A 22757-nucleotide genomic window follows, 5' to 3' on the forward strand; every position below is an offset into this window, starting at 1 on the left:
GAGGCGTTCCGCTCCCGGCGACGGACGCGCGGGTAGACTGGATGAAGGTCAACGATCTGGAGTCTTCCTCATGGCTAACGCATTCAGCCCATGGCACCTGCTGCTGATCCTCGCGGTCATCCTGCTGCTGTTCGGTGCTGCGAAGCTGCCCGCCCTCGCCAAGAGTGTCGGCCAGTCCGCCCGTGTCTTCCGTGGCGAGATGAAGGCGATGAAGGAGGAGGACGCGCCCAAGAACGCCGACGCCACCGACGCGCCGACGCCGACCGCCGAGTCCTCGTCGACATCGAACGCGGGCGGGGCATCCGACCCGAAACCCTGATCGGTGGCGACCGAGACCCCCGCGGCCAAGGGTACGAAGACGGCGCGGCGAGACCGCCGTATGTCGCTCGGCCAACACCTGGTCGAGTTGCGCAAGCGCTTGATGATCGCGGCCGCCGCGCTCCTGGTGGGCATGGTGGTCTCGTTCTTCGTCACGGACTTCGTCATCCATCTGATCACCGAACCGATCCGCGTCATCGCCGAAGATCGGGGTGACCAGATCGAGGTGGAGCTGATGTTCAGCACCGTCACCTCCGCGTTCGACCTCCGTATCCGTATGGCCTTCGCCATCGGGCTGCTCCTGTCCGCCCCGGTGTGGTTGTGGCAGATCTGGGCCTTCGTCATGCCGGGCCTGACCCGCAAAGAGGTCCAGTACACGTTCGGGTTCATGGCCGCGGCGATCCCGCTGTTCTTCGCCGGATGCTGGACGGGCTTGGCCGTCATGCCGCACATCGTCGAGATCATGGCCACCTTCGTCCCCGAGGGCGGCGCATCCTTCTACGATGCGAAGTTCTACTACGACTTCGTCTTCAAACTCGTCATCGTCGTGGGTGTCGCCTTCGTGCTGCCCGTCTTCCTGGTGGCGTTGAACCTCGCCGGCGTGATGACGGGCCGGGACATCCTGAAGGGGTGGCGCGTGGCCGTCCTCGTCGCGACGATCTTCGCCGCGGTCGCCACGCCCGGTGCCGACGTCGTGTCGATGATCCTGCTCGCAGGGATCCTGTCGGTGCTCTTCTTCGCGGCGGCCCTGGTCTCGCTGTTCTTCGATCGGCGCCGCCGCAAGCGCGAGGAGAAGCTCCTCGCCGAAGGGAACACCACGTGACGCTGTCACCCGCCGAGCGCTTCGCACGTGCCAATGAGGAGCGCGAGCACCCGCGCACCCGCGAGTTCGCCGCCGGCCAACGGTTCGAACTCGACCCGTTCCAGATCGCCGGGTGCCACGCGCTCGAGGGCGGTCGCAGCGTGCTGGTGGCCGCCCCCACCGGCGCGGGAAAGACCATCGTGGGGGAGTTCGGCATCCACCTGGCGATGTCCACCGCGGGAGAGAAGGCGTTCTATACGACGCCGATGAAGGCGTTGTCCAATCAGAAGTTCCGAGAACTCGTCGAGGTCTACGGCCCGGATGAGGTCGGCCTGCTCACCGGCGACACCAACATCAACGCTTCCGCGCGCATCGTGGTGATGACCACCGAGGTGCTGCGGAACATGCTCTACGCCGACTCACCCGCGTTGCAGGGGCTCCGCTTCGTCGTGATGGACGAAGTGCACTACCTCGCCGACCGCTTCCGCGGCGCGGTGTGGGAAGAGGTGATCATCCATCTCCCACCCTCGGTCCGACTGATCGCCCTGTCGGCGACGGTGTCCAACGCGGAGGAGTTCGGAGACTGGCTGGACGCGGTGCGCGGTGACACCGACATCATCGTGTCGGAGACGCGCCCGGTCCCCTTGGAACAACATGTGCTCGTCCGCGGCGACCTGCTGCCGTTGTTCGACGACCGTGCCGGGGTCGCGACCGCGCAGGTCAACCAGGAGCTGCTGCGGATCCGTTCCGCCCGCGGCGGTTACGACAGCGGACGCCGGGGCGGCGGGGGCCGACGCCCGCATCGCGGCGGACGACGTCCGCAGCGGGCGGGGCAGCCGCAACGCATCGAGCGACTCGACAGACCAGATGTGGTCGAGTTGCTCCGTCGGGCCAACCTCCTGCCGGCGATCTTCTTCATCTTCAGCAGGGCGGGATGCGACCAGGCTGTCATCCAGGTGCGGCGCTCCGGTGTTCGGCTGACTTCGCCCGAGGAACGGGCCCTGATCCGGGAGATCGTCGAGGAGCGCACGCGCAACCTCGTCGAGGAGGACCTCGGCGTGCTCGGCTATTGGGAGTGGAAGGACAACCTCGAACGGGGTGTCGCGGCCCACCACGCCGGCCTGCTCCCCGCCTTCAAGGAGATCGTCGAGGAGCTGTTCCAGCGCAAACTGGTCAAGGCGGTCTTCGCCACCGAGACCCTCGCCCTCGGCATCAACATGCCCGCGCGCACGGTGGTGCTGGAGAAGCTGGAGAAGTTCAACGGAGAGGCCCGAGTGGCCATCACCTCGGGTGAGTACACGCAGCTGACCGGCCGTGCCGGGCGCCGGGGGATCGACGTCGAAGGTCACGCCGTCGTGCAGTGGACCGAAGGTGTGGACCCCCAGGCCGTCGCCGCTCTCGCCTCCCGCCGCACCTACCCTTTGAACTCCAGTTTCCGTCCGACGTACAACATGGCGGTCAACCTCATCGACCGGTTCGGGCGTGACCGGGCACGGGAGATCCTCCAGTCCTCCTTCGCGCAGTTCCAAGCCGACCGTGGCGTGGTCGGCCTGGCTCGGCAGGTCAAGGACGCCGAGGAGTCGTTGGCGGGCTACACCGAGGCGATGACGTGCGATCGAGGCGACTTCGTCGAGTACGCCGCCATCCGCCGCGAACTCAGCGACATCGAGAAGATCAACCGCAAGGACGTCACGGCAGGACGGGCGACGCGCGACGCGCGACAGCGTCAGATCCAGTCGCTACGCAATCGAATGCGACGTCACCCGAGCCACGAATGCCCGGACCGTGAGCGGCACGCCCGGTGGGCCGAGAGGTACCACAAGCTCGATCGCACGGTGCGGAAACTGCGTGGCCAGATCGAATCCCGTACCGGTACCGTGGCGAGGATCTTCGATCGGGTCGTCGACGTGCTCGACGAGGTCGGCTATGTGCGGGTGTCCGACGACGGCGACACGACGCTCACCGCCGACGGGCGCACGATGAAGCGGATCTACGGCGAACGCGATCTGCTCGTCGCCGAAAGTCTGCGGTTGCGACTGTGGAATGTCCTGGACGCGCCGTCGTTGGCCGCGATCGCATGCGCGCTGGTGTACGAGCCACGGCGCGACGACGGTGGGTACGGGGACCGCAGGCTTCCGCGCGGGGCGTTCCGGATCGCCCTGGAGAAGACCACCGATCTGTGGCAGCGTCTCGACGATCTCGAGACCGAACACCGGCTCCCCGGCTCCGAGCCGCCCTCCGCGAACCTCTCGACGGCGATGCACGGCTGGGCCCGCGGTCTGCCCTTGGACACCGTGTTGGCCGAAGCCGACATGGCGGCCGGCGACTTCGTGCGGTGGACCAAGCAGACGATCGACCTGCTGGATCAACTGTCGCTGGTGGCGCAACCCGAGCTGGCGCGCACGGCCCGACAGGCTCTCGAATCCGTGCGCCGCGGCATCGTCGCCTACAGCTCGGTCTGAGCCGCTCGTCGCGTCCGTGCAGGTGCCGCCGGATTAGGCTGGACGGGTGAGTCTCGCCCCCGCCCCCCGGCCCGTCCTGCCGCTGTGGGCGGCGGTGCTCGCCTCGCTCGTGGGAGGTGCCGTGTTGGATGCGGCGTATCCCGACATCGGGTGGTGGCCGTTGGCCTTCGTCGGCGTGGGCTTCGCGCTGGTCTCCCTCATCGGACGGAGCGTGGGCGGCGCCCTCCTGGTCGGTTTCGTCTTCGGCGCCTCGTTCTACCTGATCCACATCGTGTGGATCACCCGATACCTCGGCGTCATCCCGTGGTTCGCGCTGGCGGGCATCGAGACGCTGTTCATGGCGCTCGGATCGGTTCTGCTCACCCTGGCCTATCGCTGGTTCCCCCGAATCTGGCCGTCGCGCTGGGCACGTCTCATCGGACTTCCCATGCTCATCGGGGGCGTGTGGACGATGCGGGAGCAGTTCATGGGCTCATGGCCCTACACCGGGTTCCCGTGGGGTCGCATCGGCATGAGTCAGTCCGAGAGTCCTCTGGCCCACGTGGCCTCGTGGGTGGGCGTGAGCGGTTTGACCTTCTTCATGGTGGTCTTCACGGCCGCCGTGATCGAAGCGGTGCGCGTCGGAGGGTTCCGCGATGTGCGCACCGCCCTCCCCGCTGCGGTGGCCGCCGCGTTGCTGCTCGTCGTCCCGGCGTTCCCGACCGCCGCGGCCGGCACGTGGCGAGTGGGAGCGGTCCAGGGGAACGGCCCGTCGGCGTACTTCGACCAGCGGGAGCCCTACGAGGTTCTGAACGCCCAGTTGGAGGCGTCTGAGCCGATCCTCGACGACGACCTCGACGTGCTCGTGTGGCCCGAGGGGGGTATCGGCTACGACCCCCTGCAGGATCCGGCGACGGCGGCGGCACTGGACGGACTCAGCGCCCGCGCCGACGCACCGCTCATCGTGAACGCCGCGACCGAGCGTGGCGACGACGTGTTCAACACCTCGATCCTCTGGACCGCGCAGAACGGTGCCGAGCAACTGCACGACAAGGTCAATCCGGTTCCGATGGGGGAGTACGTCCCGGATCGGTGGTTCTTCGAGGCCATCGTGCCGGATCTGATCAGTCTCATCCAGCGCGAGTACACGCCGGGGTCGAATGCGCCCTTCTTCGACGTCGACGGCGTGGGGGTGGGCCTGGCGATCTGCTTCGACGTCATCTACGACGACGTGATCTGGACGGGCGCCCGTGATGGCGCCGAGGTGTACGTCCTGCAGACCAACAACGCGGACTTCCGCGACACCGATGAGAACCTCCAGCAGCTCGCATTCGCCCGGATGCGCGCGATCGAGACGGGGCGCTCCGTGGTCAACCTGTCGACCGTGGGGACAAGTCAGATCATCGATCCCTCCGGTGCGACCGTCGAGGCGCTGCCGACCGATGTCGCGGGGGCGATGGTCGCCGACGTGCCGTTGCGCACCGGGCTGACCCCCGCCGTGGTCATCGGGCCGGCCGTCCAGGTCGTCCTCGGCTGGGGGAGCCTCGCCGTCCTGATCGGCCTGGGCGCGGTGGTCCGGGTCCGCTCGCGTGGCACCTCCACGGTGGGAACGACGACGGCGTCGGCTCCCGAGGGAGCCGACGCCGGTCGATGAGCGTGGGTCAGGCGCTGAGCTTGTCGGTGGCCGTGGCCGCCCCGCGACGTTCGCGGATGTAGGCCAGACGCTCCTCGAGAAGCTCTTCGAGCTCCGGGATCGTGCGGCGCTCGAGGAGCATGTCCCAGTGGGTGCGGGCGGCCTTGTCGCCGCTGTGGTCCACCGTCGCCGTACCCTCGCCGATGCGCAGAAGAGCCTCGGCGCCGCAGGTGCGGCACTCCCAGGCCTCGGGGACCTCCGCGTCGGCGGCGAAGGTGATCACCGTGTCTCGTCCACAGGACGAACACGAGTACGTGTGCTGCGCGCGGTCGTGGAAAACGACGCCCTCTTCGCTTTGTAGGCTCTGGGCGCCGAGTCGGATGCCGCGCAGACTGCGGTCTGCCATAGGGGGTGGTCCTCTCGTCGATCCTCAGGTATAACGCCAAGACCTGTGCGAATCATCCGAACAGGCACCCCGGAGGCGCCATTCACAGTCGATGCACAGCGCCGCCCGACACCCGCGCGTGGCGGAGCCGGTCACCGATCACCCAACACCGCGAGCGCGACGTCGGCAGCGTCGGTGACGATGCCGTCCACTCCCCAGCCGATCAGCCGTGACATGTCTTCCGGGGCGTTGACCGTCCACACGTGGACCTCGACGCCGGCGGCATGGGCGAGTTCGATGCTGCGCGGCGAGACGATGCGCACGGGCCCCTGTCGCTCGGGTACCTGCAGCGCGTCCACGTCGGCCAGAGCGCGGCCCACCAGGGAACGGGACCGCGCGGCGACCGCCGCGACGAAGCGTGCGACGGTGCGCGAGCCCGCCGACGTCGCCGGCCGCGTCGCGCCGGAACCTGCGGCCTCCAGTGCGACGAGACGGCGTCGGTCGTCGAAGCTGGTGACGAGGACCCGCTCCGCGTGTGGAGCGATGATGCGCCCGGCCGGGACGGCGGCGCGTGCGGCTTTCACGTCGATGTTGAAGCAGACGTCGGGGAAGGCCTCCAGTGCCTGGCGGAGCGTGACCAGACCGCCGCGCGCGGACATCAGGTCGTCGAGGTCGCGCAGGCTCACCTGCTCGACCGTTCGGGGGTCGCCGGTGACCCGCCGCAGGTCGGTGTCGTGGAAGAGGACGACTTCGCCGTCGGCCGTGAGATGGCAGTCGGATTCGACGTACACCGCGCCGGCGGCGTGTGCGGCCGTCACGGCGGCGAAGGAGTTCTCCGCGACCCCGGCGTCGGCGTCCGCCGCGCGCAGGAGGCCCCGGTGGGCGAGGACGCGGGGAGTGGGGGAGGCGTCGAACCAGGGATGCACCTGTCTAGCGTGCCTCACCGGGGCCAGCTGCGGTGCCCGGTGTGGTCTTGCGCGCCTCCGTGGCGATGTCGTCCGCGGCCGAGGCCGCCTCCCGTGCCGCGGCCAGGGCCGCGTCGGCGGCCGCGCGGGTAGGGCCGTTGGGCTTGGACCGCGGCGTCGGGTCTTTGCGTGGGATGTCTTCGGCACGCCCGCCGAATGCGGCACCGATGCCCTTGAGGGCCTCGGTCATCTCGCTGGGGATGACCCACAGTTTGCTGGAGGCGCTGTCGGCGATCTTCGGCAGGGTCTGCAGGTAGTGGTAGGCGAGGAGCTTGTCGTCGGGTTCGCCGGCGTGGATCGCGTCGAAGACCATCTCGATCGCCTCCGCCTCGCCCTGGGCACGAAGCACAGCGGCCTGTTTGTCCCCCTCGGCCCGCAGGATCTCAGACTGGCGTCGGCCCTCGGCCTCGAGGATCTGTGACTGCTTCGAGCCTTCTGCGGTGAGGATCGCCGCGCGACGGTCACGCTCGGCGCGCATCTGCTTCTCCATGGAGTCCTGGATCGACAGCGGCGGATCGATCGCCTTCAGCTCGACCCGGGATACCCGCAGACCCCACTTGCCGGTGGCTTCGTCGAGGACGACGCGCAACTGCCCGTTGATGTTGTCTCGGCTGGTGAGCGCCTCCTCGAGGTTCAACCCGCCCACGACGTTGCGGAGGGTGGTCGTGGTGAGCTGCTCGACCGCACTGAGGTAGTTCGCGATCTCATAGGTGGCCGCCCGCGCATCGGTCACCTGGAAGTACACCACCGTGTCGATCGACACCACCAGGTTGTCCTCGGTGATGACCGGCTGAGGCGGGAAGGACACGACCTGCTCGCGCATGTCGACGAGCGGGCGCAGGCGGTCGACGAACGGGACGAGCAGATTCAGACCCGGGCTGAGGGTCCGTTGGTAGCGCCCGAGGCGCTCGACGATCCCGGCATAGGCCTGAGGGATGATGCGGATCGAGCGGAAGATGACGACCACCACGAAGATCGCGATGACCAGGAGTAGGACGATCACGAAGATCTGCCCGATGAACGAGCCGACGTCAACCATGGTCAGCCTCCCTCTCGTGAAGTGTGGATGCGGGCGCGACGTCGACGGTGGCCCCGCGCACCGCTGCCACGATGACACGGGTCCCCGGTGCCAGCCCGGAGTCGGGGACTCCGGCGACGGGCCGGGCCGTCCACGTCTCGCCGTTGTCGAGCTTGACGCTGCCCGCGCCGTCGACGAAGGGTGCCACGACGCGTCCGCCGGCGCCGTACAGCGCATCGACGTTGGTCTTGGCGTCACCGCTCGAGCGGCGCAGTGCACGCAGGAGCAACGGTCGGATCGTGAACAGCAGGAGCGCGGACATCGCCGCGGCCGCCGCGACCTGAAGCCACCACGGCCCACCGAGGAGGTTGACGCCCAGACCACCGACGAGCGTGCCGGCGGCGAGCATGAGGAAGGTGAATTCGAGCGTGAGCAATTCGACGATCACGAACAGCAACGCGAGCACGAGCCAGACGATCCACAGATATGCCGTCAGGTCAGGCATCATCGGCTCCTCCTTCCGCTTGATCGAACACTACCAACGCGCCGGTGCGACGGGGCCGTTCCGGCGACGCCCGCGCCGCACCGGGTCGCCCGGGCGCCGATTGATAGGGTCGACAGCGGCCCGCGTGGACGCGCGCGCCCGTCACGACCCAGGAGCGAAGTCCATGTCCCAGCCCCTTCCCGCCGGTTCGCTGTCCGGCAAGACCGCCCTCGTCACCGGTTCCTCGCGAGGCATCGGCGCCGATACGGCGCGGTATCTCGCCCAGGCCGGGGCCGACGTGGTGATCAACTACCGCAACAAGGCGCCCCGCGCGGAGAAGCTCGCGAACGAGCTGCGCGAACTCGGTGTTCGCGTCCTGGTGGTCGGCGCGGACCTCACCGACGCGGACTCGGTGGCCGCGATGTTCGACCAGGTACGGCGAGAGTTCGGTTCCCTCGACATCCTCGTGCTGAACGCCTCGGGCGGCATGGAGTCGGGCATGGCCGAAGACTATGCGCTCACGCTCAACCGAGACGCCCAGGTCGGAGCGCTCGAGGCCGCGCTGCCGCTGCTGTCTTCCGGGGCGCGTGTCGTGTTCGTCACCAGCCATCAGGCGCACTTCATCCGCACCACCCCGACGATGCCCGAATACGAACCGGTCGCGCTGTCCAAGCGCGCCGGCGAGGATGCGCTGCGGGAGCGCATCCCGGCGCTGACCGAGCGTGGGGTCGAGTTCGTCGTCGTCTCCGGTGACATGATCGAGGGGACGATCACCGCCACCCTCCTCGAGCGGGCGAACCCGGGTGCGATCGCGGACCGTCGCGAGTCGGCCGGCCGACTCTACAACGTGTCGGAGTTCGCCGCCGAGGTCGCACTCGCCGCACTCGAGCCGGTCCCGGCGGACAACACGCGTCTGGTCGGCGACACCGGGTCCTTCGCGGGGGAGTGACATGCGTCCGGCCGAGATCGAGACCCTGATCGCCGTCGGCCGACCCGATATCGCCCGCGACGGCTCCTTCGGCGTCTTCGCGACCTCCCGCCCCGACCTGCGCGCGAACCGCTACGTCGGTCAGGTGTGGCGGGTGGAGCTGCCCGGTGGCACGGCCCGCCGCGTGACGCGCGGCGTCTCGGACTCGAACCCGCGCATCTCTCCGGACGGCACTCGGGTGCTGTTCGTGCGCGGCGACGCGCAGGCTCGTCCGCAGCTGTTCGTCATCCCGGCCGGTGGCGGCGAGGCGTTGCAGGTCACCGACGCGCCGCTGGGAGTCGGTGAGTACGCCTGGACACCGGACGGGCGGGAGGCGATCTTCCTCGCGCGGGTTCCGGAACCGGGCCGCTACGGCACGGTTCCCGGCCTGGACGCCGCGGCGGAACCGCCCCGACGCATCACGGGCGTGCGCTGGCTGGCAAACGGCCTCGGCTATGTCGGCGATCGGCCCGCGCACGTGTTCGTGGTCCCCGTTTCCGACCCCGAGGGGGAACCCATCTACCCGGCCGCGCCGAACCTCGACGAGTCCGATGATCGGTCCGATGTCCCCGTGGCCCGCCGCCTCACCGAAGGTTCCGTGTCCTACGGGTCACTCGCGCTGGACGGTCGCCGTGTCGTGGTCGTCGCGGAAACGATCGAATCCGGTCGCCGTGACCTGCGCTCGCGCATCGTGTCGATCGATATCGACACCGGTGAGCTTGCGGAGGTCCTCGGTACGCAGGCGAACCTGTCGGTGTCGGAACTGGCCGCGTCGGGCGGGGAGTTGTTCGCCTTGGCGGCCGACGTCGGAGACGACGGGCAGGACTTCATCGCGGCCGGAACCGGCTTGTTCGAGATCTCCGGAGCCCAGACGCGGCGGCTCACCGATCCCGACAGCGTCGACCTGGGGGAGGCGGGAAGCCATCTCACGGTCGCGGAGGACGGTGTGCTCGTACAACAGCGCACCCGGGGGCGGGTGCACCTGCGACGGGTCGCCCGAGACGGCCGCCTCGACACCGTCTTGGCGGGGGACGTCGAGGTCACCGGCCATGCGTCGGCCGGAGGCCGCACGCTGGCGGCCGTCGCCACCTCCGACAGTTTCGGCGAACTCATGCTCGTGGACGGTCGCACCGTCCGTCGGATGACGGCTTTCGGCACCCAGGCCGCGGCGGTTTCGCGCGCCCGCGTCGACGAGCACGAGATCATCGGCCGGGACGGCTACCCGGTGCATGGGTGGAGTGCCGTCCCGGAGGGAGACGGTCCGCATCCGGTGATCCTCCAGATCCACGGCGGGCCGCATGCCGCTTACGGAATACATCTCTTCGACGAGACCGAGGTGCTCGTCGACGCGGGCTACGCGGTCCTGTTCTGCAATCCGCGCGGCTCGGCCGGGTACGGGCGTGCACACGGGCGTAGCATCCGCAGGGCGATGGGCACGTACGACCTGCGCGACGTCCTCGACTTCGTCGACGCCGTCGCGGGGGAGGACCCGCGACTCGATGCCGGTCGTGTCGGGATCATGGGCGGCTCCTACGGTGGGTATCTGACCGCGTGGGCGATCGCCCACGACCACCGGTTCGCCGCCGCGATCGTCGAACGCGGGTTCCTCGATCCGGTCAGCTTCCAAGGCACGAGCGACATCGGGTCGTTCTTCGGTGACCAGTACGTGGGAACCGCCCCCGATGAGATCGCCGCGCAGAGTCCGATGGCGGTCGTCGATCGCGTGCGCACGCCGACGCTGGTGATCCACTCCGAAGCAGACCATCGGTGTCCGCTGGAACAGGCGACACGATACTACTCGGCGCTCACACGTCAGGGGGTCGCCGCGGAGCTGCTGGTCTTCCCGGGCGAGGACCATGAGCTCACGCGCACCGGGCAGCCTCGCCACCGGGTCGAGCGTTTCGACGCGGTGCTCGACTGGTGGGCGCGCTACCTGCCCGTTGCGCCCTGACACACGGACAGGGCCCGCACGTCGGAACGCGCGGGCCCTGTCCGTGTGTCGCGCTCAGGCGTCCAGCGGGCTGAACGTGAAGGCGCGGATGATCTGCACGATGCCGAGTACGACCAGCGAGATTCCGAGCACCCACCACAGCACCAGTGCACCCCACAGCGGGCTGAACAGCAGCACGATGCCGGCGATGATGCTCAGGATGGCGAAGAAGATCGTCCACCCCTTCGAACGCGACTCGCTCAGCGTCGACAGCGACACGACACCCTCGATGATCCACATGACACCCACGAGGATGCCCAGGAAGATCGCGAGGAACTCGGTGGTCTGCGCCAGGTTGAAGAACGCGACGATGCCGGCGATGACGAACAGCATGCCGAGCACGATGTGCCCCACGCGCGACCAGCCGCCCTTGGCCTTCGAGAAGATGCCGAGGCCTGCGTAGACCAGGCCCGCGGCGATGGCGTAGATCGCGATGATCGCCGTGACGACGGCCGCGGTGCGACCAGGCCACGCGAGGATCAGGATCCCGACGATCACGGCGAGCACGCCGCCGATGCCGAGCGCGGTACGGATGCCGTTGACGGCGGACTTCTCCGCGGATTCGAGAGACATGAGAGGCCTTTCTGAAAGTTCTCTGGGAATGCTCGACTCCACTGTACGCGGATCGTCGGCCGTCGGGGGAGCGGTCAGCCCCACAGGAGTGTCGCGGCGAACAGGATCGGCACGCACCCCACGGTGGTCAGGAACACGGTGTCGCGGGAGATGGTCTCGCCGATGCCGAAACGCTGCGAATAGTTGAAGACGTTCTGCGCCGTGGGAAGGGCCGCCAACACGACGACGACAAGCACCTCGTGGTCGGTCATACCGAAGACGAACTCCGCGATCGCCCACGCGGTGAGCGGCATCACGAGGAGCTTCAGCGCGGTCGCGAGAAGGACGTCCCTGCGCCGGCCCGACGCGCTGAGGACGCGCTGGCCGAACAGCGACATGCCATAGCTGATGAGCAGCACCGGCACGCATGCGTCCGCGACCAGGCGCACCGGCTCCATCGCGACCGCGGGCAGTTCCAGGCCGCTGACGGCGACCATCGTGCCCAGTGTCGACCCGATCACGAGCGGGTTGGTGACCGTTCGCAGGAGGATTCGTCCCGCGGAGCGTCGCTGCGCGGTGACCGACTCGAAGATGGCCATCGTGATCGGGGTGAGGACGAGAAGCTGCAGAAGAATGACCGGCGCCGGGTAGGCGGCGCTACCGAGAAGGTAGACCGACAGGGGGATGCCGATGTTGTTGGAGTTGACCTGGCCGGCGCCGAGGGCACCGATCGTCGTCTCGCCGACACCGCGTCTCCATACCAGGCGGGCCACCAGCGCGTATGCGCCGATCGCGACCGCGGCGGCGATGGCAGACACGGGCAGGAGCGCGGAGAACAGCGTGCGCACATCGGCTTCGGCGAGGACGACGAACAACAGGAACGGAGACAGGACGAAGAACGTCAGACGCGCCAAGACGGGGCGGGCGTGCTCGCCGAGCAGATCCACGCGCGCGATGATGTACCCGACGGCGATCGCGACACCCACGACGACGAAGCCGGTGAGTGATTCGAGCACCGACCCAGACTATGGCGCGACGGCGCATGTGCCGCACGACCACGATCGACGTCGGTGTGGAATCACCGATAATGCACATTATGTCAACTATCGCGTGAGCGACCGACTCTCCCACTGTCAGGGCCGCGCCGGCCCGGGGCCGTAGGCTGGCCGGGCCGGCGCGGACAACCGGATCGCATCGGGCGGGACTCGGAGGACGCATGGAGATCGCTCGCACCGTCGCCCGCATCGCTCTCTCGATCTTCCTGATCTTCGCCGGCGCGGCCCACCTGACCTTCGCACGAGCCGACTTCCTCGCCCAGGTGCCCGGCTGGGTCCCCCTCCCGACCGACGTCGTGGTCGTGGTGTCCGGAATCGTCGAGATCGCGCTGGGCGCCGCGCTGGCGCTGTGGACGCACCGACGTACCGAGGTCGGGTGGACGACGGCCGCCTTCTTCATCGCGGTCTTCCCCGGAAACGTGGCGCAGTTCGTCGATGGCGTCGATGCCTTCGGGCTGAACTCCGACCTCGCGCGTGGCGTCCGTCTCCTCTTCCAACCGCTCCTGGTGCTGTGGGCGCTCTGGTCGACCGCGGCCTGGCGTCAGTGGCGCCGCCGCCGTCGGTCCGATGTCGGAGGCCGATCCTAGCCTGCAACCATGAGCCGCGTCGTCTACGCCACCGCCACCACCCTCGACGGCTTCCTCGCGGATGACCACCACTCCCTGGATTGGCTCCTCGCGGTCCCCTCCGAGGAGACGATGGCGACATTCGGCCGATTCTTGGACTCGGTGGGAGCCCAGGTCATGGGCTCCTCGACGTTCGAGTGGGTCTGCGCGCAGGAACGGCTGCGGGAACGACCCGAGACGTGGCGCGACGCGTTCGGCGACCGTGCGACGTGGGTGTTCACCGGTCGGGAGCGTGCCGGGGTCGACGGAGCGGATCTTCGTTTCGTCGCCGGTTCGGTCGTCGACCACATCGATGCGATCATCGCGTCGGCGGCTGGCCGTGACGTGTGGATCACGGGTGGGGGCGATCTCGCCGGTCAGTTCGCCGATGCGGGTCTGCTCGATGAGGTGCGCCTGTCGATCGCCCCGGTCACGCTCGGCGGCGGCGCGCCCCTCCTGCCCCGGCGAATCGCATCCGATCGGTTGACGCTTCGGGACGTCGAGCGGGCGGGGCAGTTCGTCGACCTCGTCTACTCCGTCTCTCGTTGACTGCGTCTCGAGCACAGCGAGGACGATGGAAGTGGACTCGTGCTGCGGGGGCGGCGCCGTGGCCGGACAGGTACCGGACCTGGTTGAGGGCGTCCTCGACGCCGACTTGCTCGGTCATGCGAGCCGGGCGGACGTCATCCTCGTCATGCCCGGGGTGAGTTGACAACGCGATGCCCCGCGTCACGCCGCGGCGGCCTCGCCCGAGCCCGGGGCGACGGTGATCAACGACGGGTGCTTCGCCGCGCGACCGTCGCCGGAGGATGTCCCCGTCAGCCGTCGCCGCACCCACGGACCGAGGTGTTCCCGGGCATAGGTTCCCGCGCCGAGTCGGGGCAGATCCAGCGGCGGCATCGACCACCACTCCCCCGGAGCCTCGACGCCGAGTGCGCTGAGCACGCGGGCAGCCACACGGTGGTGGCCACGGGAGTTCATATGGAGCCGGTCCTGCGACCAGTACCCCGGGTGGGAGAGTTCCCTGTCCGGCCAGTTGAGGGCTTTGATGACGTCCGGACGATCGGCGACGCGGGCGACGACCTGCCGTGACAGCTCGTCCCCTCGCGACTGGATGAGCCGTGACAACGGGAGTTGCGATGACGGGTTGGCACCGGAGAGGAGGATCATCGTGACGCCCTCCTCATCGCAGCGTTCGAGCACCGTGCTGAACGCGTCCGTCACGCGGGACAACGGCACCCTGGGGCGGAGCATGTCGTTTCCACCGCCGTTGAAAGACAGGTGCGTCGGGCGGAGCGCGAGGGCTTGCTCGAGCTGCTCCTGGACGATCGGCCAGATGAGCTTGCCGCGGATCGCGAGATTCGCGTACTCGACCGGAGCTCCGGAGCCGTCGGCCCAGCCGCGTGCCACGAGGTCCGCCCAGCCGCGAACCGACCCGTCGGGAAGTTCATCACCGACCCCCTCGCTGAACGAGTCGCCGATCGCGACGTACCTCACCCGAGCCATGCCGTCCTCACCTTTCATCCAGCGCCGCCCCCCGACGGTCCACGAGCCCCCAGGTCCCCACCGCGGCGAGGGCGAAGAATGCTCCGAAGACCGTGAACAGTACCGACGCGCCGCCGACGGCGAGCAGCACCGGCACCGACAGCGGAGCGATGATCGACGCGATCCGGCCGGCCCCCGCCGCCCACCCCGCCCCGGTGGCCCGCAACCAGGTCGGATACATCTCCGGGGTCACCGCGTAGAGGGCGCCCCACGCCCCGAGGTTGAAGAACGACAGGGCCATGCCCGTGCCGAGGATCATGCCCTCGGACGCCGCCGTCCCGAACATCAGCGCCGCGACCGCGCTACCCACCAAGAACACCGAGAGGGTGGCGCGACGACCCCATACCTCGACCAGCCACGCGGCCACGGCGTAGCCGGGCAGCTGCGCGAGGGTGATCCACAGGGTGAACTGGAACGAGCGGACCAGGTCGAAGCCCTGGGCGACCAGAAGCGTCGGGATCCAGATGAACGCGCCGTAGTAGGAGATATTCACGCAGAACCAGACCAGCCACAGCGCCGCGGTACGTACACGCAGGTCGTGCGCCCATATGGCCCGCAGCGACGCCTTCGGCGGCGTCGGCGCGTGGTGGCGGGGAGAATCGGTCGAATCGATCGGCGCCGTGTCGACGCGCGCGGTCCCCGCGGCGGCTTCGAATCGCGCCACGACCGCATCGGCTTCCGTGTGGCGACCACGACTTTCGAGCCAGCGCGCGGATTCCGGCAGGCCCCAGCGCACCACGAGCGCGTATGCCGCCGGGATCGCCCCGAGCAGGAACGCCCAGCGCCACCCATCAGCGGACAGCGGGATCACGAAGTACCCGATGAGGGCGGCGGCGGTCCACCCCACGGCCCAGAACGCCTCGAGAAGGACGATGAGACGGCCACGGATCCGGGCCGGCGCGAACTCGCTGACGTAGGTGGAGGCGACCGGAAGTTCCGCCCCCAAACCGAGGCCGACGAACAAGCGCAGGATCAGCAGCGCGACCAATCCCCCCACCAACGCGCTCGCGCCGGTGGCCAACCCGTAGACCAGAAGGGTGAGGGCGAACACCTGCCGACGGCCGATGCGGTCTGCGACCAGCCCGCCGACACTGGCCCCGATCGCCATGCCGATGAAACCGATCGAGGCGATCCACGCCGTCTCCGACGGGGCGAGGTCCCACTGTTGCGCCAGGGCCGCGATGATGAACGAGATGAGGCCGACATCCATCGCATCCAGCGCCCAGCCGAGCCCGGAACCGGTGAGTACGCGGGCGTGTGGCCGGGTGAAGGGCAACCGATCCAGGCGTCGGCCGGCATTCGAGATGCGGGGGCCGGCGCCGTCTGTCATGCGCCCCATCGTACGGTGGTCACGAAGAGAGCATTTCGCGCACGCGCGGCACCACCTCGGTGCCGTAAAGCTCGATACTCCTCATCAGCTTGTCATGAGAGACCGTCCCGGTCGCGAACTTCAGGTTGAAGCGATCCACACCCAGGGTGCGCACGGCATCGGCGATCTTGCGGGCCACCGTCTCGGGCGACCCGACGTAAGCCGCGCCCTCCGGTCCGACCTCACGCTGAAAAGCGAGCCGGCTGAAGGGAGGCCAGCCTCGCTCGCGGCCGATGGTGTCGTGCATCGCCTGGAAGCCGTCATAGGCCTCGTCCCACGCCTGCTCGTCCGTGTCGGCGACGTGGCCGGGCGAATGCATGCCGATGGGCAGAGCGGGACGCCCCAGCTGGTCGAGCGAGCGCCGGTACAGATCCGCGAACGGTCGGAACCGCGCCGCCGGTCCGCCGATGACGGCGAGCATGAGTCCGTACCCGTGCCGCGCCGCGCGCACCACCGACTCCGGCGATCCCCCCACGCCGATCCAGGCCGGCAATCGTCCCGACTCCGTCTTCGGGTGCACGTCGGCGTCGACGAGTGGCGCCCGCGTCGTGCCCTGCCACGTGACGGGACGTTCGTCGCGAAGACGGGAGAACAGCTCGAGCTTCTCCTCGAAGAGGACCTCGTAGTCGTGGAGGTCGTACCCGAACAGCGGGAAGGACTCGATGAAGGAGCCTCTTCCGAGGACGACCTCCGCCCGCCCGTTCGAGACGGCGTCGAGCGTGGCGAAACGCTCGAAGACGCGCACGGGGTCATCGGATGAGAGCACCGTCACCGCCGTCCCGAGATGGATTCGACGGGTTCGGGCGGCCGCTGCCGCCAGGACGATCTCGGGGCTGGACACGGCGAACTCCGGTCGGTGGTGCTCCCCCACGCCGAAGAAGGACAGGCCGACCTCGTCGGCGAGTACCGCCTGATCGACCACGTTGCGGATCGTCTGCGCCGGGGTCAGAACAGTCCCCTCGGCGTCGATCGTGATGTCACCGAAGGTGTCGAGCCCCAGCTGTACGCCGGACAGGTCATTTTCATTCACGCGCATGAGAACACCTCATCCGCGTCGGGTATTCCCATCGCACCGCTCGGGCACGGAGTCGGGCTCGCACGGTACGTCAGACGAGGGCTGAGCGCAGGGTGTCCAACCCGACGCCGCCGACATCGAGCGCGCGTTTGTGGAACTCCTTGATCGAGAACGCCTCACCTTGCGCGGTCGCGTACTCATCGCGCAGGTTCTCCCAGATGCGCTGGCCCACCTTGTACGACGGCGCCTGTCCGGGCCAGCCGAGGTAGCGGTTGACCTCGAAGCGCACGAACTCGTCCGGCATGTTCACATTCCGCATCATGAACTCCAACGCGTAGTCCGCGTCCCACGTCCCCCGTCCGTCCGGGCGAGGTTTCTCCAGGTGCACGCCGATGTCCAGGACGACACGTGCGGCGCGCATGCGCTGGCCGTCGAGCATGCCGAGACGGTCGGCCGGATCGTCCAGGTATCCCAGTTGTTCCATGAGACGCTCGGCGTACAGAGCCCACCCCTCGGCGTGCCCGGAGGTGCCGGCCAGAAGGCGCCGCCATGAGTTGAGCATCGACCGGTTGAACACGGCTTGGGCGATCTGCAGGTGATGCCCGGGGACGCCTTCGTGGTACACGGTCGTCAACTCGCGCCACGTGTCGAAGGACTCGACGCCCTCGGGAACCGACCACCACATGCGGCCGGGCCGCGAGAAATCGTCGGTGGGGCCGGTGTAGTAGATGCCGCCTTCGCGCGTGGGCGCGATCATGCACTCGAGGCGCCGAATGGGCTCGGGGATGTCGAAATGCGTGCGACCCAGCTCCGCCACCGCCCGGTCACTGGTCTGCTGCATCCACCGCTGCAGGGCGTCGGTGCCGTGCAGCTTGCGGGATTCGTCCTGTTCGAGGAAGGCGACCGCCTCCTCCACGGAGGACCCGGCCTTGATCTCATCCGCGATCGTCTCCTGCTCCGCGACCATGCGCGCGAGCTCCTCGAGGCCCCACTCATACGTCTCGTCCAGGTCGATCGTGGCGCCCAGGAACCGTCGCGAGTGCAGTCCGTACAGTTCGCGACCGACGGCGTCCTTCTCCCCCGCCACCGGTGCGAGCTCCCGGGAGAGGAATGTCCCGAGCCGGTCGTAGGCCACCCGCGCGGCGTTGGCATGGTCGATCAGTTCCCGAGACAGACTCGCCGGCAGCTGCCCGTCCCGGGGGGACGCCTCGGCGACGAACTCGGCGAAGAAGCCGTTGTCGGCGGTGTAACGCGCGATCTGTCCGGCGACCTCGGCGACTTGACGTCGCGCGGGCACGACGCCGCGCGAAAGGCCCTCGCGAAGGGTCCGCGCGTATCCCTCCACCGCGGCGGGCAGCGCCGCCATCCGTGCGGAGACCACCGACCAGTCCTCGACGGTGTCGGTGGGCATGAGATCGAACACCGACCGGATGTCCTGGGCCGGTGACGCGATGACGTTCAGATCACGAAGCGGCCACTGCGCCTCGTGGAGCTCGAGCTCGAGCTCGAGGGTGCGGGCGAGGTCCTCCTTGGTGACCTCGTCGACCTCGTCGGTCGCGTCGGTGGCGTTCAGACGCGCGAGCGTGCCGCGCGCGGCGTCGGCGCCGGCGGCGATTCCCTCGGGCGAGTAATCGGCGAAGCGATCGTTGTGCTCGAACCGGCCGATGTACGTCGCGACCATCGGGTCGAGCTCGGCGACGGTGTCTACCCACGCCTCCGCGATCGTGTCGATCGGCGTGGGGGTGCGTTCGGGGGTTGTCATGATCCGAGCCTAAAAGATCGCCGCGCGGATGAGGGGTGGTCAGTGACCGGCTTCGCTCCAGTCCGCCCCTCGCCCGATCTGCACATCCAGCGGCACCGTGAGCGAGGCGGCATCGCCCATACGGGAGGTGACGATGCGCTCCACTGCGTCCCACTCCCCCGGTGCGACCTCGACGACCAACTCATCGTGGATCTGCAGGAGGACGCGGGACGACAGACCGGCGTCGCCGAGCTCCGCGTGGATGTTCAGCAGAGCGATCTTCATGATGTCGGCGGCGCTGCCTTGGATGGGGGCGTTCAGCGCGGCGCGCTCGGCGTTCTCGCGGAGTACGCGGTTGGGGCTGGCGAGGTCGGGGAAGGGGCGGCGACGCCCGAAGATGGTCTCGGTGTAGCCGTCGATCCGCGCCTGCTCGACGGAGGAACGCAGGTAGTCGCGCACCGCTCCGAACCGGGCGAAATACTCGAGCATCAGCTCCTTGGCCTCGGACTGCTCGATGCGCAGTTGCTTGGACAGCCCGAACGCGGACAGGCCGTAGACGAGTCCGTACGACATCGCCTTCACCTTGGTGCGCATCGCGGGGGTGACCTCCGCGGGCTCGACCCCGAATACGCGCGCTCCGACGAAACGGTGGAGATCCTCGCCGGTGTTGAACGCCTCGATGAGGCCTTCGTCGCCGGACAGGTGTGCCATGATCCGCATCTCGATCTGCGAGTAGTCCGCCGTCAGGAGGGTCTCATAGCCCGCTCCCACCTCGAACGCCGCACGGATGAGCTTGCTCTCCTCCGTGCGGATCGGGATGTTCTGCAGATTCGGATCCGTGCTCGACAGGCGTCCGGTTTGGCTGCCGGTCTGCACGTAGGTGGTGTGGATGCGCCCGTCCTCGCCGATGGCCGAATCCAGCGACTCGACGATCTGGCGCAGCTTGGTGGCCTCCCGGTGTTGCAGAAGCAGACTCAGGAACGGGTGAGGGTTGGACTCCTGCAGGTCCGCCAGCACGGCGGCGTCGGTGGAGTACCCGGTCTTGGTCTTCCTCGTCTTCGGCAGCTCCAGTTCATCGAACAGCACCTGCTGCAGCTGCTTCGGCGATCCGAGATTCACCTCGTGGCCGATGGTCGCGTAGGCATCCTGAGCGATGCCGTCGGCGCGGGCGGCAAGTTCCGCGGAGAAGGTGGAGAGCTTCTGGTGCGAGACCGCGACACCGGCCAGCTCCATGTCGGCCAGCGTCAGGAGTGTCGGCAGCTCGATCTCGGTGAGGAGGTCGGACACCCGGTCGGGGATCTTCTGCCTGAGCGCGTCACCCACCCGGAGGGCGTACCACGACAGCTGACCGGGGGTCGCGCCCTCCTCCTCGGGGACCAGCTGCGTCGGGTCCGATTCGGGGAGCTTCTCATCGAGGTAGCTCTCGACGAGGTCGGCGAGGGACTTGTCGGGCAGGCTCGGGCGCAGCAACCAGCCGGCGATGAGCACGTCGAACGCGAGGGCGTCGACGACCGCGTCAGCGCGCCGGAGCGCCTTGACTTGGGACTTCGCGTCGCAGAAGACCTTCGGCGCGGCCGAGGCGAACCAGGGTCGCAGCACCGCGGCCGTGTCCTCATTCCACGCCACTTCGACGGCGTCCTCTCCGTTCGCGAGACCGATCCGCTCGGGAAGGCCGCCCAGCGTGGTGACGGTCACGCCGACTTCGCCGTCGGCGCGTTCCAACCAGGACGACAGGGTCGCGGCGTCCGGCTCGGTCGGAGCGGGGGCTTGGGCGACCGACATCGGCGCGGCGGCGGCGTCGACGCCCACGGCGTCGAACACGCGGGGAAGGAGGGTGCGGAACTCCAACCGGGCGAAGATGTCCCGCACGGCCTGGGCGTCGATCGGTCGGACGGCGAGGTCCGCCGGCACGACCGGCAGGTCGACGTCGCGGAGCAGACGGTTCAGCGCGCGGTTTCGTCGCACGTCGTCGATGTGCTCACGGAGATTGTTGCCCACGACGCCCTTGATGGTGTCCGCCTGAGCGAGGAGTTCGTCGAGTGATCCGAACTGCGTCAGCCACTTCACGGCCGTCTTCTCGCCCACCTTCGGGACGCCGGGGAGGTTGTCGCTGGTCTCCCCGACCAGCGCCGCGACATCGGGATACTGCTCCGGTGGCACCTTGTAGCGCTCGATGACCGCCTCGCGGTCGTAACGCTTGAGCTGCGACACGCCCTGGACGTTCGGATACAGGAGGGTGACGTCGTCGTCGACCAACTGGATGGTGTCGCGGTCACCCGAGCACACCAACACGTCGAAGCCCTCGGCGGCACCGGCTGTGGCCAGGGTGGCGAGAATGTCGTCCGCCTCGAAGTCCTCCTTCTCGAGGACGGTGATGCTCATCGCCGCGAGGCACTCCTTCAGCAGGGGGATCTGCCCCGCGAATTCCGGCGGTGTCTCAGACCGGTTGGCCTTGTACTCGGTGTACTCGCGGGTGCGGAAGGACTGCCTGGAGGTGTCGAAGGCGACGGCGATGTGGGTGGGCTTCTCGGCCTTGATCAGATTGACCAGCATCGCCAGGAAGCCGTAGACCCCGTTGGTGTGCTGGCCGTCGCGGGTGGAGAAGTTGTCGACCGGAAGGGCGTAGAACGCGCGATACGCGAGCGAATGTCCGTCCACGACCAGAAGGGTAGGCTTTGCGGAGTCCGTCACCCTGCAAGCCTAGACGCGGGTGCCGACAGCCCTGAACCGCGCCGACGAAGGAGCACTCCGATGACCTCTGCGTCCACCGTCGACGGACTCGACTGGGCCTCCGAGCGAGGGATCGGTCCCCTCGCCGTGAAGATGGGGATCCGGATCACGGAGTTCACCGTCGAGCGTGCCGTCGCCACCATGCCCGTCGAGGGCAACACGCAGCCGGTGGGGCTGCTGCACGGCGGCGCGTACGTGGTGCTGGGCGAGTCGCTCGGATCCATGGCGGCCAATCTCCACGCCGGGCCGGGCCGACTCGCCGTCGGCGTCGACATCAACGCCACCCACACGGCTTCCGCACGCGCCGGTGTCGTGACGGGGGTGTGCACCCCCGTCCACCTCGGACGCAGCCTGACCGTCCACGAAATCGTGATCACGGACGAGAGCGGGCGGCGCTGCTCCACCGTGCGGATCACCAATCACATCAAAAACCTCCCCGCCTCCTGACGGCGGGGCCGTCGGCAGGCGGGGAGGTCGAGGGGTCGGCGGTCGTCAGTCCTTCTTCGGGGCCAGCTGCTCGATGATCGCCTTCGCGACATCCTGCATCGTGAGGCGACGGTCCATGGAGGCCTTCTGGATCCAGCGGAAGGCCTCGGGCTCGGACAGGCCCATCTTCTCGTTCAGCAGACCCTTGGCGCGATCGACGAGCTTGCGTGTCTCGAAGCGTTCGACCATGTCGGCGACCTCGGCCTCGAGCGTGATGATCTGCTCGTGGCGTGCCAGCGCGATCTCGATCGCCGGCAGCAGGTCGTTCGGCGTGAAGGGCTTCACCACATAGGCCAGCGCTCCGGCCTCGCTGGCGCGCTCGACGAGCTCCTTCTGGCTGAACGCGGTCAGCAGGACGACGGGCGCGATGTTGTTCTTGCTCAGCTTCTCGGCCGCGGAGATGCCGTCGAGCTGCGGCATCTTGACATCCATCACAACGAGGTCGGGGCGGAGTTCGGTCGCCAATTGGACGGCGGTCTCGCCGTCACCGGCCTCTCCGACGACGTCGAATCCGTTGTCGCGCAGGATCTCCACGATGTCGAGGCGGATGAGCGACTCATCCTCGGCGACGACGACTCGACGGGGGGCGCTGGCCGCAGACGCGGACTGATCTTGCTCTGTCACCCTTGAATCCTACGGTATCGTCTAGTCGGTAC

At 68.4% G+C, this 22757-nt stretch carries 21 protein-coding genes; 9 read left to right on the forward strand and 12 right to left on the reverse strand.

Annotation, left to right across the window (positions count from 1 at the left end; all coding sequences use genetic code 11):
* Window positions 1–70: 70 nt before the first annotated feature.
* Genes tatA through lnt form a run of 4 tightly spaced genes read left to right on the forward strand, consistent with a single transcriptional unit; the run spans window position 71 to window position 5215 of the window.
* Entirely contained in the window at window positions 71–319 is a 249-nt protein-coding gene (gene tatA / locus ABD204_RS10600; protein ID WP_194424893.1) for a twin-arginine translocase TatA/TatE family subunit, read from the forward strand.
* A 60-nt stretch (window positions 320–379) separates the two neighbouring features.
* Window positions 380–1141: a twin-arginine translocase subunit TatC gene (gene tatC / locus ABD204_RS10605; RefSeq protein ID WP_194425032.1), complete on the forward strand. Its 762-nt coding sequence runs from the start codon at window positions 380–382 to the stop codon at window positions 1139–1141.
* The gene (locus ABD204_RS10610) at window positions 1138–3582 is read left to right on the forward strand and encodes a DEAD/DEAH box helicase (RefSeq protein WP_194424892.1); all 2445 of its coding nucleotides are present in this window, start codon (window positions 1138–1140) and stop codon (window positions 3580–3582) included. Before tatC ends, ABD204_RS10610 begins: the two co-directional genes overlap by 4 nt.
* A 46-nt stretch (window positions 3583–3628) precedes the next feature.
* Window positions 3629–5215, forward strand: a complete 1587-nt coding sequence (lnt, locus tag ABD204_RS10615; protein WP_194424891.1) for an apolipoprotein N-acyltransferase — start codon at window positions 3629–3631, stop codon at window positions 5213–5215.
* A 7-nt stretch (window positions 5216–5222) separates the two neighbouring features.
* On the opposite strand, the gene ABD204_RS10620 is transcribed toward lnt, so the two are convergent.
* The 4 genes from ABD204_RS10620 to ABD204_RS10635 form a co-directional block, all read right to left on the reverse strand.
* On the reverse strand, window positions 5223–5600 hold the full coding sequence (locus tag ABD204_RS10620; protein WP_194424890.1) for an RNA polymerase-binding protein RbpA: 378 nt from the start codon (window positions 5598–5600) through the stop codon (window positions 5223–5225).
* 131 nt (window positions 5601–5731) lie between these two features.
* Entirely contained in the window at window positions 5732–6505 is a 774-nt protein-coding gene (locus tag ABD204_RS10625) for a glycerophosphodiester phosphodiesterase family protein (protein WP_194424889.1), read from the reverse strand.
* A gap of 4 nt (window positions 6506–6509) precedes the next feature.
* Entirely contained in the window at window positions 6510–7583 is a 1074-nt protein-coding gene (locus tag ABD204_RS10630; protein ID WP_194424888.1) for an SPFH domain-containing protein, read from the reverse strand.
* Window positions 7576–8067, reverse strand: a complete 492-nt coding sequence (locus ABD204_RS10635; RefSeq protein ID WP_241747991.1) for an NfeD family protein — start codon at window positions 8065–8067, stop codon at window positions 7576–7578. Before ABD204_RS10635 ends, ABD204_RS10630 begins: the two co-directional genes overlap by 8 nt.
* 163 nt (window positions 8068–8230) lie before the next feature.
* On the opposite strand from ABD204_RS10635, the gene ABD204_RS10640 reads away from it, so the two are divergent.
* Together ABD204_RS10640 and ABD204_RS10645 are read left to right on the forward strand one after the other, a co-directional pair.
* On the forward strand, window positions 8231–8995 hold the full coding sequence (locus ABD204_RS10640; protein ID WP_194424886.1) for an SDR family oxidoreductase: 765 nt from the start codon (window positions 8231–8233) through the stop codon (window positions 8993–8995).
* A 1-nt stretch (window position 8996) separates the two neighbouring features.
* On the forward strand, window positions 8997–10964 hold the full coding sequence (locus tag ABD204_RS10645; RefSeq protein ID WP_194424885.1) for a S9 family peptidase: 1968 nt from the start codon (window positions 8997–8999) through the stop codon (window positions 10962–10964).
* Window positions 10965–11018: 54 nt separating this feature from the next.
* Here the strand turns inward: ABD204_RS10645 and ABD204_RS10650 are convergent, their stop codons facing one another.
* Together ABD204_RS10650 and ABD204_RS10655 are read right to left on the reverse strand one after the other, a co-directional pair.
* Window positions 11019–11576: an HdeD family acid-resistance protein gene (locus tag ABD204_RS10650; protein ID WP_194424884.1), complete on the reverse strand. Its 558-nt coding sequence runs from the start codon at window positions 11574–11576 to the stop codon at window positions 11019–11021.
* Between the two features lie 74 nt (window positions 11577–11650).
* Window positions 11651–12571, reverse strand: a complete 921-nt coding sequence (locus ABD204_RS10655) for an AEC family transporter (RefSeq protein WP_194424883.1) — start codon at window positions 12569–12571, stop codon at window positions 11651–11653.
* A 200-nt stretch (window positions 12572–12771) separates the two neighbouring features.
* Here ABD204_RS10655 and ABD204_RS10660 point away from each other — a divergent pair, with 200 nt between their 5' ends.
* Together ABD204_RS10660 and ABD204_RS10665 are read left to right on the forward strand one after the other, a co-directional pair.
* On the forward strand, window positions 12772–13197 hold the full coding sequence (locus ABD204_RS10660) for a DoxX family protein (RefSeq protein WP_194424882.1): 426 nt from the start codon (window positions 12772–12774) through the stop codon (window positions 13195–13197).
* Between the two features lie 9 nt (window positions 13198–13206).
* Window positions 13207–13764, forward strand: coding sequence for a dihydrofolate reductase family protein (locus ABD204_RS10665; protein ID WP_194424881.1), 558 nt, complete (start codon window positions 13207–13209; stop codon window positions 13762–13764).
* Window positions 13765–13944: 180 nt separating this feature from the next.
* Here the strand turns inward: ABD204_RS10665 and ABD204_RS10670 are convergent, their stop codons facing one another.
* The 5 genes from ABD204_RS10670 to polA all read right to left on the reverse strand — a co-directional run bounded on the left by ABD204_RS10670 (window position 13945) and on the right by polA (window position 21576).
* A complete protein-coding gene (locus tag ABD204_RS10670; RefSeq protein ID WP_194424880.1) occupies window positions 13945–14721 on the reverse strand; it encodes an SGNH/GDSL hydrolase family protein in 777 nt (258 codons plus the stop codon).
* Between the two features lie 7 nt (window positions 14722–14728).
* Window positions 14729–16090, reverse strand: a complete 1362-nt coding sequence (locus ABD204_RS10675) for an MFS transporter (RefSeq protein WP_194424879.1) — start codon at window positions 16088–16090, stop codon at window positions 14729–14731.
* 19 nt (window positions 16091–16109) lie between these two features.
* Window positions 16110–17165, reverse strand: coding sequence for an LLM class flavin-dependent oxidoreductase (locus tag ABD204_RS10680; RefSeq protein WP_194424878.1), 1056 nt, complete (start codon window positions 17163–17165; stop codon window positions 16110–16112).
* 70 nt (window positions 17166–17235) lie between these two features.
* Entirely contained in the window at window positions 17236–18906 is a 1671-nt protein-coding gene (locus tag ABD204_RS10685) for a DUF885 domain-containing protein (protein WP_194424877.1), read from the reverse strand.
* 39 nt (window positions 18907–18945) lie between these two features.
* Window positions 18946–21576, reverse strand: a complete 2631-nt coding sequence (polA, locus tag ABD204_RS10690) for a DNA polymerase I (protein ID WP_194424876.1) — start codon at window positions 21574–21576, stop codon at window positions 18946–18948.
* Window positions 21577–21636: 60 nt separating this feature from the next.
* On the opposite strand from polA, the gene ABD204_RS10695 reads away from it, so the two are divergent.
* Window positions 21637–22062 carry a PaaI family thioesterase gene (locus ABD204_RS10695; protein WP_194424875.1) on the forward strand — a complete coding sequence of 142 codons (426 nt, stop codon included), beginning with the start codon at window positions 21637–21639 and terminating at the stop codon, window positions 22060–22062.
* 45 nt (window positions 22063–22107) lie between these two features.
* Here the strand turns inward: ABD204_RS10695 and ABD204_RS10700 are convergent, their stop codons facing one another.
* Window positions 22108–22725, reverse strand: a complete 618-nt coding sequence (locus ABD204_RS10700) for an ANTAR domain-containing response regulator (protein WP_071043741.1) — start codon at window positions 22723–22725, stop codon at window positions 22108–22110.
* Window positions 22726–22757: the final 32 nt, after the last annotated feature.

Source organism: Microbacterium aquimaris (assembly GCF_039531285.1).
Classification (GTDB): Bacteria; Actinomycetota; Actinomycetes; order Actinomycetales; family Microbacteriaceae; genus Microbacterium; species Microbacterium aquimaris.

Excerpts from the sequence above, each read along its gene's own strand:
- ABD204_RS10675 (WP_194424879.1), bottom strand. The coding sequence starts at position 16,090 with ATGACAGACGGCGCCGGCCCCCGCATCTCGAATGCCGGCCGACGCCTG.
- ABD204_RS10645 (WP_194424885.1), top strand. The coding sequence starts at position 8,997 with ATGCGTCCGGCCGAGATCGAGACCCTGATCGCCGTCGGCCGACCCGAT.
- ABD204_RS10640 (WP_194424886.1), top strand. The coding sequence starts at position 8,231 with ATGTCCCAGCCCCTTCCCGCCGGTTCGCTGTCCGGCAAGACCGCCCTC.
- ABD204_RS10660 (WP_194424882.1), top strand. The coding sequence starts at position 12,772 with ATGGAGATCGCTCGCACCGTCGCCCGCATCGCTCTCTCGATCTTCCTG.
- ABD204_RS10650 (WP_194424884.1), bottom strand. The coding sequence starts at position 11,576 with ATGTCTCTCGAATCCGCGGAGAAGTCCGCCGTCAACGGCATCCGTACC.
- ABD204_RS10635 (WP_241747991.1), bottom strand. The coding sequence starts at position 8,067 with ATGCCTGACCTGACGGCATATCTGTGGATCGTCTGGCTCGTGCTCGCG.
- ABD204_RS10685 (WP_194424877.1), bottom strand. The coding sequence starts at position 18,906 with ATGACAACCCCCGAACGCACCCCCACGCCGATCGACACGATCGCGGAG.
- tatA (WP_194424893.1), top strand. The coding sequence starts at position 71 with ATGGCTAACGCATTCAGCCCATGGCACCTGCTGCTGATCCTCGCGGTC.
- tatC (WP_194425032.1), top strand. The coding sequence starts at position 380 with ATGTCGCTCGGCCAACACCTGGTCGAGTTGCGCAAGCGCTTGATGATC.
- ABD204_RS10630 (WP_194424888.1), bottom strand. The coding sequence starts at position 7,583 with ATGGTTGACGTCGGCTCGTTCATCGGGCAGATCTTCGTGATCGTCCTA.
- ABD204_RS10665 (WP_194424881.1), top strand. The coding sequence starts at position 13,207 with ATGAGCCGCGTCGTCTACGCCACCGCCACCACCCTCGACGGCTTCCTC.
- ABD204_RS10680 (WP_194424878.1), bottom strand. The coding sequence starts at position 17,165 with ATGCGCGTGAATGAAAATGACCTGTCCGGCGTACAGCTGGGGCTCGAC.
- ABD204_RS10695 (WP_194424875.1), top strand. The coding sequence starts at position 21,637 with ATGACCTCTGCGTCCACCGTCGACGGACTCGACTGGGCCTCCGAGCGA.
- ABD204_RS10670 (WP_194424880.1), bottom strand. The coding sequence starts at position 14,721 with ATGGCTCGGGTGAGGTACGTCGCGATCGGCGACTCGTTCAGCGAGGGG.
- ABD204_RS10620 (WP_194424890.1), bottom strand. The coding sequence starts at position 5,600 with ATGGCAGACCGCAGTCTGCGCGGCATCCGACTCGGCGCCCAGAGCCTA.